Below are 16478 nucleotides of genomic sequence, written 5' to 3' on the forward strand. Positions count from 1 at the left end.
CCGTGCGTCTGCGGACAGATCCCGGAGTCGAGTCCACTCCGTACCGGACCCGATGGTGCGATGATGGGCAGGCGAAAGCGGTGGGTTCTCTGTTGCCGTGTCGGGCGACGGGGTGGTGATGTGGAGGGGCGATGCCGGACACGTTCGTCTGGGACGAGGCCGGGAACGAGGAGTTCCGCCAAGCACGGCGACTCGAGCAGGTATCGCTGTTCGCTGAGCTCAACCTCGACTACGACGAGATCGTGCGTACCCGAGATCTGTTCGGCCAGGTCATCCGGGAGCACCGGCACCGCCTCGGCCTGTCTCGATTGCTCGACACATTTCCCGCGTTGACGCTCACCACCATGATCGGGCATGCCGGACTCGACTACGAGCAGGGCAAGTATTGGGAGAGCTTCTGGTCCGAACTCGATCTGGAACGTGAACAGGACTTCGAGAACCTGCTGCGGGCGCGGCTTCCGGTGTACTTGCGCAAGTTCAGGATGCGGGTATTCCCTGACCTCGGAACCCAGTACGTGCAGATGATGGCCGTTCATGCCGGAATTCCGGTGCATTGTCTCGGAGACCTCGTCGACGTCATCGAACAGCACGTCGCGCAGGGGCGTGATCCCAGTGGGGCCGCGGTCTTCGAGTGGCTGACACAGCCGGGGCTCGAGTATCGCATGAACGAGCTCGACGTCCCCGTACGCAACTTCTTGAAGTTCGGCGGTGAAGTGGCTGTCGACATCGTCGACCGGATCATCGAGTTCGCCGGCTACACCCTGGAGCATCCCGACTTCGCCAACGATCTCAATCTCGACACCGCGTCCACCGGCATTCCGAACCTGCTGCTCGACGCCTTGATCGAGCGATGGGACGAGCGGCCGTTCGGCGAGGTCGCGGCCATCGCCGGCCGTGCGTCGCGAGCACGTCGACCGGTCCTCGCCTACTCCCGTACCGACGACCAGATCATTGTCGAAGTGCCCCACCCGGCATCGAACGCCGAGATCCCCTGGCTGGCATCGCTCGACGGCGACACCACCACGGTCCATGTTCGCCGTGCCTGGGGGCTGTCGGCTGACGAAGCGCAGCCGCCGACCTCGATGCCGGTGCCCCGGCAGGTCAGAGAGGTAGTGCTCCGGCACGAGGAGTCCGGCCAGCACTTCCGGATCTCCGTGGTGGACACATCCGACCCGCTGCTGATCTTCGACGAGCACGGCGCCCATGTCTCGCGTCATGTGGCGCTGCCACGGGGAGAGGTCGTCGCAGTTCACCCTGCCCGAGCGGCTCTGTGGGAAGCCCACTCCGGCGACGAACTCGTGCCGTTGTCGGAGGCGACGCCCATCGGCTGGCGCAATTGGGTCGCCCGGATGTACGACCTGAGCGATACCGACGCCGTGCTGTTGCGCGACGAGGCTCGGTCCGGCACACCGCGCCAGGTGCGCCGGACCGGCTCGGCGCGACTGGTTCTGCCGGAAGCCATCGAAGGTCTGCACACCCGGTCGGGGCTGGCTGTGTATGCCGAGCGACCGGCGGTGGATCTCCCGGCGCACGCCGTAGAGCCGGTGGAGTGGCGAGTGCGGGTGCGGCACTCCGGCACTGTCGACTGGCTGGCCGACGACATCTGGGTATCCGACACCGAACCGGTGTCTCTCGATCCCTTCGAAGGCGTCGATGCGGGACTGCTCGGCTTGTTCGACGTCGTGATCAGCGGTCCGATCGGTCAGGACATCCGGCACAGTGTTTTCCTGGCCGAGGGCCTCGCGGTCGAGCATGCCGTGGAGTTCCGTGTTCCGGTTCCGGACGGGTTGGCGCCGACCAGCGTGCGGGTGAGCGCTGCGGCACCGTTGTCCGTCGATCGCAGCGAGATCGAGTTCGGCGCCGCGGAGCGGGAGGTGTCCGTTCTCGTGGCATCGAACGGCATCACCGAAAAGCTGGTGGTACGCCCACCCGCGGTGGAGCTACGGGTCGACCCGATCGGGTCGGTGGCCTGCTGGCGCACCGTGGCGCCCGTGCTCACGGCCGACGACCTGGCCGAATACATGATCGTGGCGGCACGGGTACCTGGATCCGTCGTCGTCGACATGGCGTTGATCGATGATCACGGTACGGTCCGGCAGACAGCCTGCCCGACGACGGCGCGTGACAATGTCTTCCAGACCCAGACCAGAGAGTTCGCCGACACCGCGAAAACGATGCGCAGATCACGGATCGTGCTGCGGATCGACACCGACGACGGGGCGACGACCGAGGTTCCCCTCGCCCGGATCCAGCCGCGCAAACTGTATACCGCGGTCCGCCTCGATGGCGCCGATCTCGTGTTCGAGGGAGCGACCGACTCCGATCTGGCCGCGTTCGTCTGGCCGTGCACCGCACCGTGGCAAGCGCCGATCCAGGTCGAGCTGATCGACGGACGCGCCACATTGCCGGACGAATTCGTCGGGGCGGGCCCGCTCACTGTGCAGGTGTTCGTCGACGACCCCTGGTCGGTGATCACGGCCCCTGACCAACCGGACGAGACCGCCGACACGGTGGAGCAGCCCGGCTGGATGCCGGACGACGACCCGGGCCGAGCCGCACTCGCCCGGTTGCTGGCCGGCGGCGGTGACTCCACCTGGTCGGGTTCGGCGGTGCCGGAGGCATGGACAGTGCTCACCGGTATGCGCGGCGCGCACCGGTATCTGCCGTCGGTGCGTTCGGCGTTGCTGGGGATCCTGCGTGCCGATCCGCGGTCCGCCGTGGAGGCACTGGACCGGAGCACGATCCCGCGGACGGACGTTCCCGCGCTGCTCATCAGCAGCGGATTGATCGAACGCGATCTTTCGTCACCGATCCGTTCGGACACACTCACCGATCCCTGGCTCGGCTGCCTGGTCGGCATCGCCGACCTGCCCTACGTCGCCTTGCATCTCGGTGATCCAGCCCCCGGCACGGAACTGCGTGCCGAGCTGACCAACTACGGGGGCGAGCAGCTGCTGAACCTGCTCGCCGGCGATTCCCGCTGCGCCTACTCCGACATCTTCGACGCGGACACAGTGCCACTGCATTTCCTGCCGGAGGAGCAATTCGCCGCGCTGAAACAGGCGTGCGAGATCGTGCCTGCCGCGCTACTCGACGCCGACACCCGACGCAGCGCCGTCTTCGAGGCCTTCGCGCGACGACTACGCTGGCAGGACGATCCTGCGCGGGCCGCGATGACCGTGCAGTCCGCAGAGCTGATGCCCCTGTTGCGCAGGGCATCCGCGTTGGTCTATGACGTGGTCAAGGCCCGCAACGAAGTGTTGACCGGCGCGGACACCACCCAGTTCCCCTGGTTGCTGGTGTCGATGCAGTCGCTCCTCTTCGCCGCGGTGGCTCGGCTGAGCGCACGATCGATGATCCACGGCTGGTCCATGCCCGCACCGATGCGGGAATCCTGGGCGCGGCTTGCGGAACTCTGTCCGGCGCTGGTATGCGCGGACGTCCTCATCGCGGATTCGCTCGCCTCGTACGTCCTGCACCAAGACCTCGTCAAGAAGATCGGAGTATCACGGTGACCGAGCGACTCGATCCCCTCGCGGCCGCCGCAGACATCGAGGCCGGTTACAAGCGCTACTTGAAAACGCTACTGGCACCGCGTGATCCCGCGTTGGCCGCGGCCTTCGATCGTGCCGTGGACGAGACTTCCTTGCTCATCAAGGGGCCGCTGCTCGAACTCACGCCACCCTACGCGGCCGGAGCAAGTCTCAGGGAACTGATCGACGAGGGAGTTCTGCACCCGGCCTTTTCCGGATTCGCCGAGACGATCGCGTTGGATCGACCGCTGTACCGGCACCAGGAAACCGCGGTCCGCAAAGCGGTAGCCGGTCGGAACCTCGTGGTGAGTACCGGTACGGGCTCGGGCAAGACCGAGAGCTTCCTGATACCGATACTCAATGAGCTGGTCGCGCAAAAGGCCGCAGGTACGCTCGGCCCCGGTGTCCGCGCGCTACTGCTCTACCCGATGAACGCCCTGGCCAACGATCAGCTGAAGCGATTGCGCCAGCTCCTGGCCGCCGCCCCGGACATCACCTTCGGGCGATACACGGGGGAGACGAAGTCGCGCCGTGTCGACGCCGAGGCTGCCTATCGCTCGATGTTTCCCGGAACTGAGCCCCTGCCGAACGAACAGCTCAGCCGCGAGGAGATGTGGGAGTCTCCACCGAACATTCTGCTCACCAACTACGCGATGCTCGAGTACTTGCTGCTGCGTCCGCGTGATATCGAGCTGTTCGACGGAAAGTACTCGGGCACATGGCAGTTCATTGCGCTCGACGAGGCACACGTCTACGACGGGGCGCAGGGGAGCGAGGTCGGGTTGCTGCTGCGGCGGTTGCGTGACCGGGTCGCCGGGGACCAGTCGCTGCAGTGCATCGCGACCTCGGCTTCGCTGTCAGGCAGTACGGATGACAAACAGGGCGCTGAGGCCACCGCCTTCGCACAGAAGCTGTTCGACGCCCCGTTCGAGTTCATCGATGGCGATTCCACGCGCCAAGACCTGGTCACCGCGACGCGCATGCCGCGCAGACCTGAGCCCACCTGGCAACTGGACGATGACAAACTGATGTTGCTGGCTGAGCCGGAGGCGGACCTGACCTGGATCGGAGCCAACGCGCCTAGCGGCGATATCGCGGATGCGCTCCATGCCGAACGCCGTACTGCCGAGCTCAAGAAGCACGCAGGTAGTGAGCCGAGGAGTGCCGTCGACCTTGCGGCAAAGCTGTGGCCGGGCGACGACCGGGCCGTGACCAAACTGGAGGCTTTGGTCGCCCTCGGCTCGAAGGTGACCGGGCGGGACGGAAATCCTGTTGTCTCGGCGCGCTACCACCTGTTCGTCCGGGCCACCGAGGGTGCCTATGTGAGCTTCGCCGATACCGAGCCTTTCGTACTACTCGGACGGCATGAGATCGATCCGAGCACCGGCCGGGCGGTCTTCGAGTTCGGTACCTGCCAGCGGTGCGGAGCGGTCCACCTCGCAGGGCAGCCGGAATCCGACGGCGGGCGCGAATATTTCCGTCCCGCCAAGCGGGACTCGAAAGTGAAGTGGCTCGTGCTCACCGACAGTGAGACAGCCGACCTCGTCGACGAGGATGATGCCACGCTCGACGAGGACAGTGGTCCGCGGCGTGGGACGGGTATCCGGGCTCTGTGTTCGGGATGCGGGCGGCTCGACGGCGGCTCAGGATCGTGCGATGCCGGCTGTCCCGGTGGTCCGGTACTTCGGGTCCGCGAACATCCAGTGGCGCAGCGAGTCATGAGCAAGTGTACCGAGTGCGGTGCGCTTTCACGGCAGGTCATCCGTCGCCTGCGGACCGATACGAATGCTGCTCCAGCGGTAATCACGACAGCCCTGTACCAGAACTTGCCACCTGCCGACGACGACACAGCCGACAATGTCGGTGGTGGACGTAAGCTGCTGATGTTCTCGGACTCGCGGCAACAGGCCGCATTCGCTGCCCCCTACCTCGAGCAGACCTACGGCCGGATGCTCGAGCGCCGGTATCTCGCCGAGGTGCTGGCGCATCCACGGAACTCCGGTGAACTGCTCTCTCCGGAGGATCTCGCCGACGGCGCACGGGCGGTCGCTGTTCGTGCCGAGCACTTCGACGAGCGCGCTACCGGCACCACGCTCCGACGAGCGGTGAATCCGTGGGTGATGGCCGAGCTGATGGCTATGGACCAGCGGTTGTCCCTCGAAGGACTCGGGCTGTTGTCGGTCGGGTTGTTCCGGCCGCGGAAAGCTGCAGTTCCGCGCGGATTCGCGAAAATCGGGCTGTCCGAGGAGGAGTTCTGGGCACTGATCAACGAGCTGGTGAAGACGATTCGTCTGCAGGGGGCGATGAGCCTGCTGCCAGACGTCGACATCAAGGATCCGATCTTCGAACCGCGAGCGAGCCGGATCAGGGTCCGGTCCCGCAGCTCCGACCGGGACCGCCGCATCATCAGCTGGCTGCCGGGCGGCAAGCCGGGCACGACCAACAACCGGATTCTGTTTCTGCGGAAGGTACTGGCCGCGGTCGGGGCGACGGCAGACGCGGAACTCGTCCTGGACGGCTGCTGGAAGTTCCTGCTGGACAACAGGTTTCTCATCGAGGAGACCGACCGGGTCGCCGGGGTGCTCTACCAGCTCGATCAGGAGCAACTGCGGCTGCGCTCCGGCACCGATAGTCGCTGGTTCCACTGCAGCGCCTGTCGTCGGCTGACCACCAACAACATTCGCGATCTGTGTCCGCAGGGTGGCTGTGACGGCACGCTGTTGCCATTCACCTTGCCGCTGCCTGGCTCGGACACCAACCACTACCGAGAGGCCTATCGCACGCTGGCGATGTTGCCGCTCTCCGCATCCGAGCACACCGCTCAATGGGAAGCGACCGCGGCGGCGGAGGTACAACGCAAGTTCGTCTCCGGCGAGGTGAACGTGCTTTCCTGCTCGACGACCTTCGAGCTCGGCGTGGATGTCGGCGATCTACAGTCGGTGATGCTGCGCAACATGCCGCCCAAAACTGCGAACTATGTGCAGCGAGCGGGCCGGGCGGGTCGCCGCGCGGCTTCCGCGGCGCTGGTGGTGACCTACGCCAAGCGCAGCTCGCATGACCTGTCGAAGTTCCAGGATCCCAAGTCCATGATCGCGGGACGCATGCGCATTCCGTGGATTCCCATAGAGAACGACAGAATCGGTCGCCGTCACGCACATTCGATTGCGATGTCCGCCTACTTCCGCCATTGCTACGACCTTCGCGGTGCGGAATGGCGCACGGCCGGGCAATTCTTCATGCCCGAGCAGGGCACACAGCATTCCCCTGCGGAAGGAGTCCGGGGGTTCTTGACGCCGGTGCCGGAGTCTGTGCGGGCATCCCTGCGCGCGGCACTCCCGGCGAGGATCCAGCAGGAGATCGGTGTCGAGGACAATGCGTGGGTCGAACTCCTGTGCAGCCAGCTGGCGGATGCCGAGAACGACATTCGGTCAGATATTGCCACCTTCCAGGGGCTGGTCGACCAGGCTGTTTCGGAAGGACGGCTCGATCTCGGTGCGCGGCTGCAGAAGACGCTGCGTACCATCACCGACCGCCAGCTGCTCGGCTACTTGGCCAACAAGAACGTGCTGCCCAAGTACGGATTCCCGGTGGACACGGTTGAGCTGCGTACCGCGCACTGCGAAGGCAAGGTGGGGGCGAAGCTCGAGCTGTCGCGCGATCTCGGGCAGGCGATCTACGATTACGCACCCGGGAACCAGGTCGTCGCGGGTGGAAAACTGTGGACCTCCCGTGGGCTGCACAAGGTGCCCAAGCGCGAGCTCGAGTCGCTGCAGTACCGGGTATGTAAGGAGTGCAATCACTTCGAATCCGGTCACGTCCTCGACACCGGATCGGTGTGCCCGAACTGCGGCACCGTCTTCGGGCCCACGAAACGATGTGTACTGCCCGAGTTCGGGTTCGTGGCCGACCGCAAACCGGAAGACGTGAAATCCGAGCCACCGCGACGCTCCTGGTTCGGAGCCAGCTACGTCGAGACGATCGGTGACGCCGTGGAGATTCCGCCGTGGCGCTCCGAGACCGGCGTCGAGGTGCGGGCGCGCTCGGGGACCAGGGCCCGGCTGGCAGCAATCGGCGAAGGGACCGGCGGGGGCTTCGTACTCTGCGTGTGGTGCGGCTGGGCGGAACCGATCGGTCCCGACCGAGGAAGGACGAAGTCGCACCAGCGGCCCGCTACAGGAAGTGACTGTGCCGGTCCGCTAGAAGTCGTCTCACTGGCACATCGATACGAAACCGACGTCGCCGAGATCACCTTCTCCTCCGAGTTCGTCTACACGCCGGAAGCCGAAGCGAGATGGTTGTCTGTCCTGTACGCGCTGTTGGAGGGGGCTTCCGAAGCACTCGAGATCAGCCGTGACGATATCGACGGCACGCTGTCGTGGAGCGCCGATGGACGCCGCAGTATCGTGCTTTTCGATACGGTGCCCGCCGGTGCGGGTGCATCGAAACAGATCGCGGCCGAACTCGACCGTGTTCTCCGTGCGGCGGTGAGCCGGGTAGCAGAGTGTGATTGCGGTCCCGAGACCTCGTGCTACGGATGCTTGCGATCGTTCCGCAACGAGCGCCACCACGACAAGCTGACCCGTGCGGGCGCGCTGGTGGTCTTCGACGGCCTCGGCCTCAGCCGTGCCGTTCCCAGGGCGGGGAAGTGGGACTCTGCGCCGGTGGGGATGTCCGAGGCCGTCCGGTCGTTGTTGGCCGAGCTCGCCGCGGCCGGAGTGCCACAACCAGAGGTCGGGGTCGAAGAAGGACGTCACTACTGGCCTGTGGAGATCGCTTGGCCGACAGCGAAGATCGTTGTTGTGGAGGGCGATGACGACGACCGGGACGCGGGCTTGAACGAAGACGGGTACCAGGTGATCCCGGTGGAGGACGCCGATGCCGCCCGGCAGGTCGGCGCGCTGTTCGGGATATCCTGACCACGCGAAACCTTCGCCCAGCGAGCTCGGGTGGTGTGCAAGGGCGGTTCCGACTCGGAGTTCCATGCGGTGTTGTTCGAGCAGCCGTACTGCCAGATTGGACGCTGCGGTGTTTCCCGTTCTACTGCAATCGGATGGCTGAACGGGTTGGCCGATGCGGGGATGGTCAGGGACGTGAAGATCGGTCGCGACCGGGTGTTCATCAATGCGGAGGTCCTGGAGCTGCTGACCGCGCCGTGAGCGCCCACGGCGGCGTGCGTGGGTTCGCCGACAGCGCATACGGTAGTGCGATGCGGATGCGTTTCGAGCTGGAGGAGACCAACGAGTACGCCGTGGCGCGGGCGCTGTTCGTCCGGCGCTGCAATACCTGGGCGCGCGGAGATGCGGTCGAGGCCGAGCGTCTCGGGAGTGTGCTCGACGCGCGCCACGCCAGTGCCGACGGCAGGTTGAACTTCTGGTCGGTCGCCGGTGCGCGTCGCGTGATCGTCGAGGAGGTGCTGCGCACGCCGGAATGCGATCCGGCCGGTCGGCAGCGGATCGGTGACTCGGTGCGGACACTGATCCGCTACCAGGCCAAGCACGGGTTACTCGATCCACGTGGCGACGATCTCGCACGGCTCGACGCCGCAGTTGCCGACGCTGTCGCTGAGGATCCCGCGGTCGGACAGGCGGATGCCGCGGCCGACGTGATGGATGTCCTCGCTCGGTGGCTCGGCGACGACGGCTTCGCCGAGCGGACTTTCGCGCAGCTGCCCGTGGAGTTGCCCGCCGATGCGGAGCTCGCCGCGCGGGCCGCGGACAGCGAGATCGTGCGCCGGATCAGGCAACTCACCGAGTGGGTCGGGTGTGACGGGCGGAAGCTGACAGCGCGTGGCGCGCTGCGACTCGCCGACGCGCGTGAACTGGTCACGCTCCTGGAGACCGGCGACGAGGTGGCGGGGGTGCGCACCAGCGCCGATCTGCCGGGACTGTCGCTGCTGGTCGGCTGGGCGCGGAAGGCTCGGGTGGTGCGGGTGGTGAAGGGGGAGCTGCGGGTGGTGGCCAAGGCACGACCATTGTTGGCGGATCCGCTCGCGTTGTGGAACCGGCTGTTCGAGGCGTACTTCGACCTCGATTCGGAACTGTTTCCCGGGATGAGCCCGTTCCGGGGAATGTGCGAAGACGTCTCTGCCGACGTGCTCGCCTCGCTGTACAGCCTGCCGCATCCGATGCCGGTGGTGCGCCTGGAGGTTCCGGTGTGGCTGGGCTGGCAGGACGGTGTCTGGTTCGAGGAGCACGCCGACGCCGAGTTCTACCGTGGACTGTGCGCGGACGCGTTGGGCAGAATGCTGGACGTCCTGGTTCGGCTCGGTGCGATCGAGCGGAGCACGGGTGTGCCGCACCCTGAGTACAGCGCCGATCTCGTGCCCGGCGTCGGGCCCACCGAATCCGAGTTCGATGATCTCGAGTGCGCCGATCTGATTACGTCGGTAGGGCGGGAGCGACGACTGGTGCGGCTCACCGATTTGGGGCGCGCCGCGATGCGTCGGCGCATGCTCGCCGAAGGGCGGGAGGCCGGGCTGATCGGTGAACTGGCCGAGGCGGAACCGGCGGCGCTGCTCGGAGTGCTGGCCGACCACTATCATCCCGAGGCCGCCGAGGCCGAGATCGCGGGCTGGCTGGCCGGCCACGAGAACGATATCGAGCCGTTGCTCACCGCGATTCACCACTGTCCGTTCCGTTCCCGGTCCGCAGCCATGCTGCGCGTGCTGGTCGAAGCGTTGCCGCACGGTGACAGTGTGCTCGGCGAGCTGCGCCACCACCGCCTGCTGGCACCACTGGCGATCACTCTACTCATCGAAGACGAGTCGCTGACACACGCGGAGCTCGGATTCGACGAGGGGATGCGCGCGATGACGGAGGGTTTCCTCCTGCTGCTCGAGGTCGCGGGTCCCGACGAGGTGCGCGCGCAGCTCGGACAGCTGCCGCGGGAGGAACGGGAGGGGCTGGTGTCGACCATCGAAGCGGCGGGGCATCCGGCGACGGTGGCGGTCGCCGATCTGCTGGAGGTGATGACAACCTCGGCCGGACGGCGGCTGCGAATGGTGTAGTCGGGTGCGTACCGCCCGACCGAGCTCGTTCGAGCAGTCGAACGCATGCGCATCATCGGTGGCTTGCGCCGCCAGCCGCGCTGGATCTCATCGCCGGTGTTGCCGAGACCGGAATCGGCATTCGGGTGCGCGCCGACGTGGACGGGCGGGATACGTCGTCGTGACGAACGTCGGATCCGGAGCGAGTGGTGCGCAGCCGTGGCGCTTCGACGCAGCGACATACGCGGAACTTTTCGGCATCGAGGCGCCTGAGACGACCACGGTGTGAGATCTGTGGGAGCGGCATTGTCGCGATCTGCATGAAGGGCGATCTTGGAGCTGTTGCTTTATGACCTGCGCCACTTCAGTTGATCAAAGCGGATACGCCCAGTTTCTGATGCTGTGTGGGTTCGGCGGATGCGTGGCGCTGGTGGCTGGAGGCAACGAAGCGAGCAAATCTACCGCTACGTTTTCGCAACCCGCCGGCGATCCGGCAGCGTCGAATGGGTCGGCCGAGTCGACTCGTCAGGGCACGCCGGATGAGCCGAAATCCGATGTGGCACCGGCGGGGGCGACGGTTCGTGACGGGAAGTTCGAGTTCAGTGTTACCGCAGTGGACCCACCGGTGGTCACTCTGGGTGACAATCCGTACTTACGGGAGACTGCGCAGGGCGAGTACATCCAAGTACACGTCACTGTCACCAATATCGGTAACCGGCCGCAGACGTACTGGGCCGACAATCAAACGCTGATCGACGATCAGGGCCGCGAGTTCAGCAACGACACGTCGGCCGGAATAGACGTCAACGACGGCACCGCCATGATGGCGGAGATCAACCTGGGCAACAGCATCGGCGTGGTGATAGTTTTCGACGTGCCACCGGGGACCGTACTGGTCGCGCTCGAGCTGCATGACTCCATATTCTCCGGCGGAGCCAAGGTCGCACTTCGGTAGGCGTAGCGTGCAATGACGGCGGTGATGTCCGGAAGACGGCCGCGTCAGGAAGGCATCCGCCGCGCCGGGCAGGTAGGTAGTGCACCCACCGTGTGGGGGATCGCTGCAACTGGAGCTGTTGCCCGGGCCGGGTGCTGGTCTTCAGTCGGTCAGCGTGCACACCCACAGGTAGTCGCGGGCTCGGCTGGCGGCCACCAGGTGCTGGCGGGAGCGGAGGGCGTCGGCGTCCCGACCCCCGGAGTGGCTCGAGGGTGGATTCGCCAGGAGGAGGAACACGGCGGTGAAGTCCATGCCCTTGGAGCGGTGGACGGTGCCGACCTTGACGTCGGTCGGTTGGGTGCCGTCGTAGTGCTCCAGTGGCATGGCGCGCAGGCCCGCTCTGCGCAGGACGGTGAGGTAGCGATCGATGTCGCTTCTGGTGGAGACGATGACGGCGATGTCGGCATCGGGTTTCAGGTTCGCGTCGCGAATGGCCTGGGGGAGTGCGGTGAGCGATTCGCGGCGGGTGAGTCGGGCTTCGACGACGTGGCCGTCGGGGAGGGTGGCGTTGCTTTCGCGGATGACGACGCCCGCGCGGCCGTTGAGGTCGTCGACAGAGCCTGCGGTTTCGATGCGCTGGACATAGGACAGGACTGCGGCGCGATTGCGATAGTTGGTGCGCAGGATGCGGCCGCGGCCACCGGGGACCGGGATGCCTGCCTCGGCCAGGGTGCAGCTGCCCACGTAGACGCGTTGCTGGCTGTCACCTACCAGGAGTAGCTGGGAATCCTCACGGGCACCCGCGATTTCGTAGACGAGCTGGAGCTGGCGGAGAGTGAAGTCCTGGACTTCGTCGACGACGACCAGGCCGAATCGTTCGGCGCCGTCGAGGGGACGGGCACGCAATTCCTCGACGGCGAGAGCGATGAGGTCGTTGAAGTCATGTGCGCCGCGCGCTGCGAGACCTTCCTCGTACGGGACGTACCAGTTCTCCCAGACTGTATTTCGCACCGACGGCAGCAGGCTGATGCCCTCGCGGCCAGTTCGCTGTACCGCCAGATAGCCGGCGGAGTCGCGCAACCCGCGACCCTTGATGATGCGGTCGATTTCGTCATGCCAGTAGCCGAAGTCGGTGCCGTTGACGCCGTTGAGGGTGTCGCGAACACGGCGCCATGCATCCGCGAGGGAGGCATTGACGGCCGCCTCGTCGAGGTTGAACGGCACGTCCCGGTCTTTGAGGAATCGGAGGGTCCAGGCGTGGAGGCCGGTGAAGAGCGCGCGGTCGGCCGCCCGCGGCGCCAGGCGGGCGAAGCCGCGTTCATGAAAGGTGGGAAGGGTTTTCACGAACGTGGTGAACATCAGACGGCCCGGATTGCGTTTGGCCCAGTGGGCCATACGGTGCAGGGCGACCACGGACTTGCCGGTGCCAGCCGGTCCGCTGATGCGGGCGGGGCCGTTGAGCGTCGCGTGCACCAGGGCGAGCTGTGCTGGATCGAGGAAGGTCATCCAGTCGCTGAACGGGCGGGCCAATGCGGCGGCACGCTCGGCATCATTGAGGTCGGTCTCGGTGAAAAGCTCAGCAGGGGTATCGGATTCGTCGGAACGGTCGATGCGCAGGTGGATGTACCGATCGATGCCGGCCGCTGCGAGTTCGGCGGCGCGAGCGGGCTTGTATCGCCGGTCACGTCGGGTCAGGGTATCGACGAAGCCGGGTTCATCGACGATGTGAATTCGACCGTCGGATTCGGCACGGATCCGGCCGGGGAGCACGACGACGATCTCGACCATATGCGGGACGAACCGGAAGTCGCCGACGGCGAGTCGGACGAGGGGTTCTTCGGCGTCCTTGCGCAATTCACCGAACTGGGATGGGTCCGGCGTGGTCGCGGCGAACACGATGGCGAACACGCCGGTGGGGCCGATCGCGAAAGCGCTGGGCCTGCCCTGATGGACGGCGGCGGTGCGGACCAGCAGCTGCCAGCCTTGGTCGGCGAGAATGCCCGCGAGCAGGCGACGCTCCTGCGCACTCAGGTGGGTCTGCTCGCCGAGCGCCTGCTCGGCGGCGCGCAGACGTCGTTCACGTCGGATACTGGCCATGGTTCCCCCAACCCGGTCGATGTCGCTACCCGCAGCGTCAATCGGCGCTAATCCCTTGCTGGACAAGATAGTTGAAGATCCAGTTCGCCGCGCTGGTTCGATCGCTTCCAACGACACGGGGGTGGGTTGCGCACGCCGTAGTCTCTAGTCGTGGTCGGCGGCGTTCGATCGAAAGGGCAGGATCGCGGTCGCGAAGCCATTACTCGCTTCAAGCAGCGGCGGGAAGCTGTGTCGGATCGTGCCGTAACGTCGACACGACAAGTACACCAACGCTCAGTGGTTTCGCCTGAGACTATGTGCGGTCTGGTTCCGACAGCGCGTTCCGTTCACCGGACGGCGTTCCGCCACGCCGGGTGAGCCAGACCGCGCACGCCGCACACAGTCCAGTCGCGATCAGCCCGGGGACGATCATGTCGGTGCGAGCGGTCAGAGGTAGGTCCGTCATCTCGGTCATCGTCAGTTCAGCGCGTCCGAATGCGATGCCGGGTCGGGCGACGTCTTCGCTCTCCCGCCAGTCGCCCTACCGCGGGATCGTGGCGGTGTCGGGCAGTGGTGTGGGGAGTTGACGACCGACGAGGGCGCCAAGGTGGGTAGCACCGACCAGGCTGCCAGCAGTGCGGGATGCATCGGCAGGCAGGACGTGCCGGTCATGGCGATCGCGAACAGGAGTGACGCGGCGGCGGCCAATCGGACCCAGTCGGTCTCGGAGGCGAATGACAGAGTGGCGATCAAGCCTGCGGCGGCGCAGAAGCCGACGGCCGATGCCGGGCGGCGGATTCTCAGGCCGGATATCGCGCCGCTGATCAGGGCCGCGCAGGCCAGTATCAGCGTGAGCGGTGATGGTTCGCGATCGAGTCCGGGTAGCACGACCAGGAGTCCGGCGGCGGCCATTGTCGCGGCCAGTGCGGTCAGTTGGTGAGGTGGTAGCCATCGCCTGCCGGCAACGAACGCCCCGAGGGCGAGGGCGATGGACGCGGCCGGTAGCCATCCCGACTCCGACCAGAATCGCACGACGAGGCCCGCGGAGATGGCCAGCGTGGAACCGAAAGCGACTGAGGGGCCGAAGAGTTCGGTGTCGATCCGTTCGCCACGCGACCACTACGTGGCGGCCAGTAGCGCGATGGCCGTGAGGCCGGCGATGAGGAATTGCCACGGTTGTTGCGCCACGACGGTGGATGAGGGGAAATCGCGGAATCGGTAGCGGTCCGGTTCGAAAAGAGTGTCGAGTTGGAAGCCGAGGACACTGCCGGCGACTACCGCTGAAGAACCATCGTTGGGCGGCGGGGAATGTCACCGAGGGGACGATGAGGAGGCCGAGGCCGATGCCGAGGGCGAGTGGTAGCTCGTTCCATTCGTCGGGTGCGGGCAGGGTGTGCAAGGCGGCGAGGACGGCCAGTCCGGCGAGGCCGGTGCCGAAGGCGACCGCGCAGCGCACTCGGTCCCAGGTCAGCAACCACGTCGCGACGAGCCCGACGAGGGCGGCGATGACGGCGATGGTGAGGGCGGTGGTGCCGAAGAGCTGTTCGCTGGTCGTGGCTGTCCATCCGGTGCCCACTGTGCGGTGGATGCTGTAGGCCAGGATGATGCCGCTGAGAAGGCTGCTTGTGGAGACTGCCACCGCTCGACCGCTCGCCTGCCGCACCTCGACTCCGCTTCACTCTCGTTGCGCCCACACACTGGACGGCTGACCATAACCCTCACTCTGTCGCCTTCCGCAACTGTTTCGATACCGAGTTCGGCGTCGTGGAAGGCGAGGCCGGGCGCACGAGGGTTGCCGACGATGCCGCGGCAGTACGGACGCGAGGGCAAGAGGCGTCCGTCGTGATCGCGGCCACGATTCGGGGTGAACCTGTTAGCGTGGATCCATCTACGCGAGTACCTGGAGGGGGCCATGGAGCGCGGGCACGAATTCACTGTCGGTTTGCCGGGGGACGGTACATATCTGGTCAAGTTGCTCGAAGGTGTCGACGTCGAGGATGTCGACGGTGCCGTCAGTGGGTACTGGCCCGCGTTCGAACTGAGGGCGAAGGGCGGTAGCGCGGGGGAGGTCTATCAGGAATTGCTCGGTGCGCTGCAGGAGCGGATCGGTGGTGGTCCGGGTACGCCGGAGTTCGAGCCGTTCGCCGCCTATGTTCGCGAACGGGGATCGCGGCTGTCGGAGGAGGAAGTTGCTGGCCGGGAGCTCGCGCAGGTGCGCGAGAGTGTGCTGCGGTGGCGGGTGACCGAGGACGAGCAGTACATGGTTCGCCTGTGGCGAGACAGCGAGCTGAGCCGCGAGGGCGACACCGTTACCGTGCGGGCATTCGGGCTCGAGGGGCGTGGTGAGCACATCGGGGCGGCTGTGCAGGCATTGACTGCCGCGGTCGCGGAGGCGGCGGGTAAGCATGACGCGCCGGGGCCGCGTTTCGACGAGTTCACCGCGTGGGTGCGGACCAACGGGGAGCGGGTCGCCGCGGCGATGCTCGCGCACGAGGCACAGGTGGAGCACGAATATCTCGGTGCGCGGGAGAAACTGGCTGCCATCAGCCCGGACGACATCGCGGCGGAGAGTTCGACGGGAGTGCCGCTGCTGGTCGACTTCTGGGCAGCGTGGTGTGGGCCGTGCCGACAGGTGACCCCCGTGCTCGCCGGATTGGCTGAGCAGTGGGCGGGGCGGATCATTGTGCGCAAGATCGACGTCGACCAGTTCGACGGGGTGTGGGAACGGTTCGGGTTCCGGGGGATTCCCGCGATGCTGTTGTTCCAGGACGGTGCGGAGATCCACCGGGTCATCGGGTTCGGGGGCAAGGAGAGTTTGGTGGCTGAGCTCGAGCCACATATCGCCCCTGTCGATCGGTGACTTTCCGCTGACCCGTGCGGGTGTTCGGTCTCCCGAAGGGAGAGGTCCGCTGGGCGTCGTCGATCGGCATGCGGTGTGGAACGAGTATCT

General features: G+C 66.1%; 8 protein-coding genes. 7 read left to right on the forward strand and 1 reads right to left on the reverse strand.

What is annotated here, in order from left to right:
* Positions 1 to 131 precede the first annotated feature (131 nt).
* From ACFOW8_RS19610 to ACFOW8_RS19630, 5 genes are all read left to right on the forward strand, one after another.
* The gene (locus ACFOW8_RS19610) at positions 132 to 3515 is read left to right on the forward strand and encodes a hypothetical protein (RefSeq protein ID WP_378552335.1); all 3384 of its coding nucleotides are present in this window, start codon (positions 132 to 134) and stop codon (positions 3513 to 3515) included.
* Positions 3512 to 8449, forward strand: a complete 4938-nt coding sequence (locus tag ACFOW8_RS19615; protein WP_378552337.1) for a DEAD/DEAH box helicase — start codon at positions 3512 to 3514, stop codon at positions 8447 to 8449. Before ACFOW8_RS19610 ends, ACFOW8_RS19615 begins: the two co-directional genes overlap by 4 nt.
* Before the next feature lie 69 nt (positions 8450 to 8518).
* The gene (locus ACFOW8_RS19620; RefSeq protein WP_378552338.1) at positions 8519 to 8689 is read left to right on the forward strand and encodes a hypothetical protein; all 171 of its coding nucleotides are present in this window, start codon (positions 8519 to 8521) and stop codon (positions 8687 to 8689) included.
* A 50-nt stretch (positions 8690 to 8739) separates the two neighbouring features.
* Positions 8740 to 10539, forward strand: a complete 1800-nt coding sequence (locus ACFOW8_RS19625) for a hypothetical protein (protein WP_378552339.1) — start codon at positions 8740 to 8742, stop codon at positions 10537 to 10539.
* Between the two features lie 328 nt (positions 10540 to 10867).
* Positions 10868 to 11473 (forward strand): DUF4352 domain-containing protein, encoded by a 606-nt coding sequence (locus ACFOW8_RS19630; protein ID WP_378552341.1) that lies wholly within the window; start codon positions 10868 to 10870, stop codon positions 11471 to 11473.
* A 141-nt stretch (positions 11474 to 11614) separates the two neighbouring features.
* Here ACFOW8_RS19630 and ACFOW8_RS19635 read toward each other — a convergent pair whose 3' ends face one another.
* Positions 11615 to 13549 carry a UvrD-helicase domain-containing protein gene (locus tag ACFOW8_RS19635; RefSeq protein WP_378552342.1) on the reverse strand — a complete coding sequence of 645 codons (1935 nt, stop codon included), beginning with the start codon at positions 13547 to 13549 and terminating at the stop codon, positions 11615 to 11617.
* 562 nt (positions 13550 to 14111) lie between these two features.
* Here ACFOW8_RS19635 and ACFOW8_RS19640 point away from each other — a divergent pair.
* Together ACFOW8_RS19640 and ACFOW8_RS19645 are read left to right on the forward strand one after the other, a co-directional pair.
* Entirely contained in the window at positions 14112 to 14468 is a 357-nt protein-coding gene (locus ACFOW8_RS19640) for a hypothetical protein (RefSeq protein WP_378552344.1), read from the forward strand.
* 924 nt (positions 14469 to 15392) lie between these two features.
* A complete protein-coding gene (locus tag ACFOW8_RS19645) occupies positions 15393 to 16388 on the forward strand; it encodes a thioredoxin family protein (protein WP_378552346.1) in 996 nt (331 codons plus the stop codon).
* Positions 16389 to 16478 lie beyond the last annotated feature (90 nt).

The sequence above is a fragment of the Nocardia rhizosphaerae genome (genome assembly GCF_042650365.1).
Classification (GTDB): Bacteria; Actinomycetota; Actinomycetes; order Mycobacteriales; family Mycobacteriaceae; genus Nocardia; species Nocardia rhizosphaerae.

Excerpts from the sequence above, each read along its gene's own strand:
- ACFOW8_RS19610 (WP_378552335.1), top strand. The coding sequence starts at position 132 with ATGCCGGACACGTTCGTCTGGGACGAGGCCGGGAACGAGGAGTTCCGC.
- ACFOW8_RS19630 (WP_378552341.1), top strand. The coding sequence starts at position 10,868 with ATGACCTGCGCCACTTCAGTTGATCAAAGCGGATACGCCCAGTTTCTG.
- ACFOW8_RS19635 (WP_378552342.1), bottom strand. The coding sequence starts at position 13,549 with ATGGCCAGTATCCGACGTGAACGACGTCTGCGCGCCGCCGAGCAGGCG.
- ACFOW8_RS19625 (WP_378552339.1), top strand. The coding sequence starts at position 8,740 with ATGCGGATGCGTTTCGAGCTGGAGGAGACCAACGAGTACGCCGTGGCG.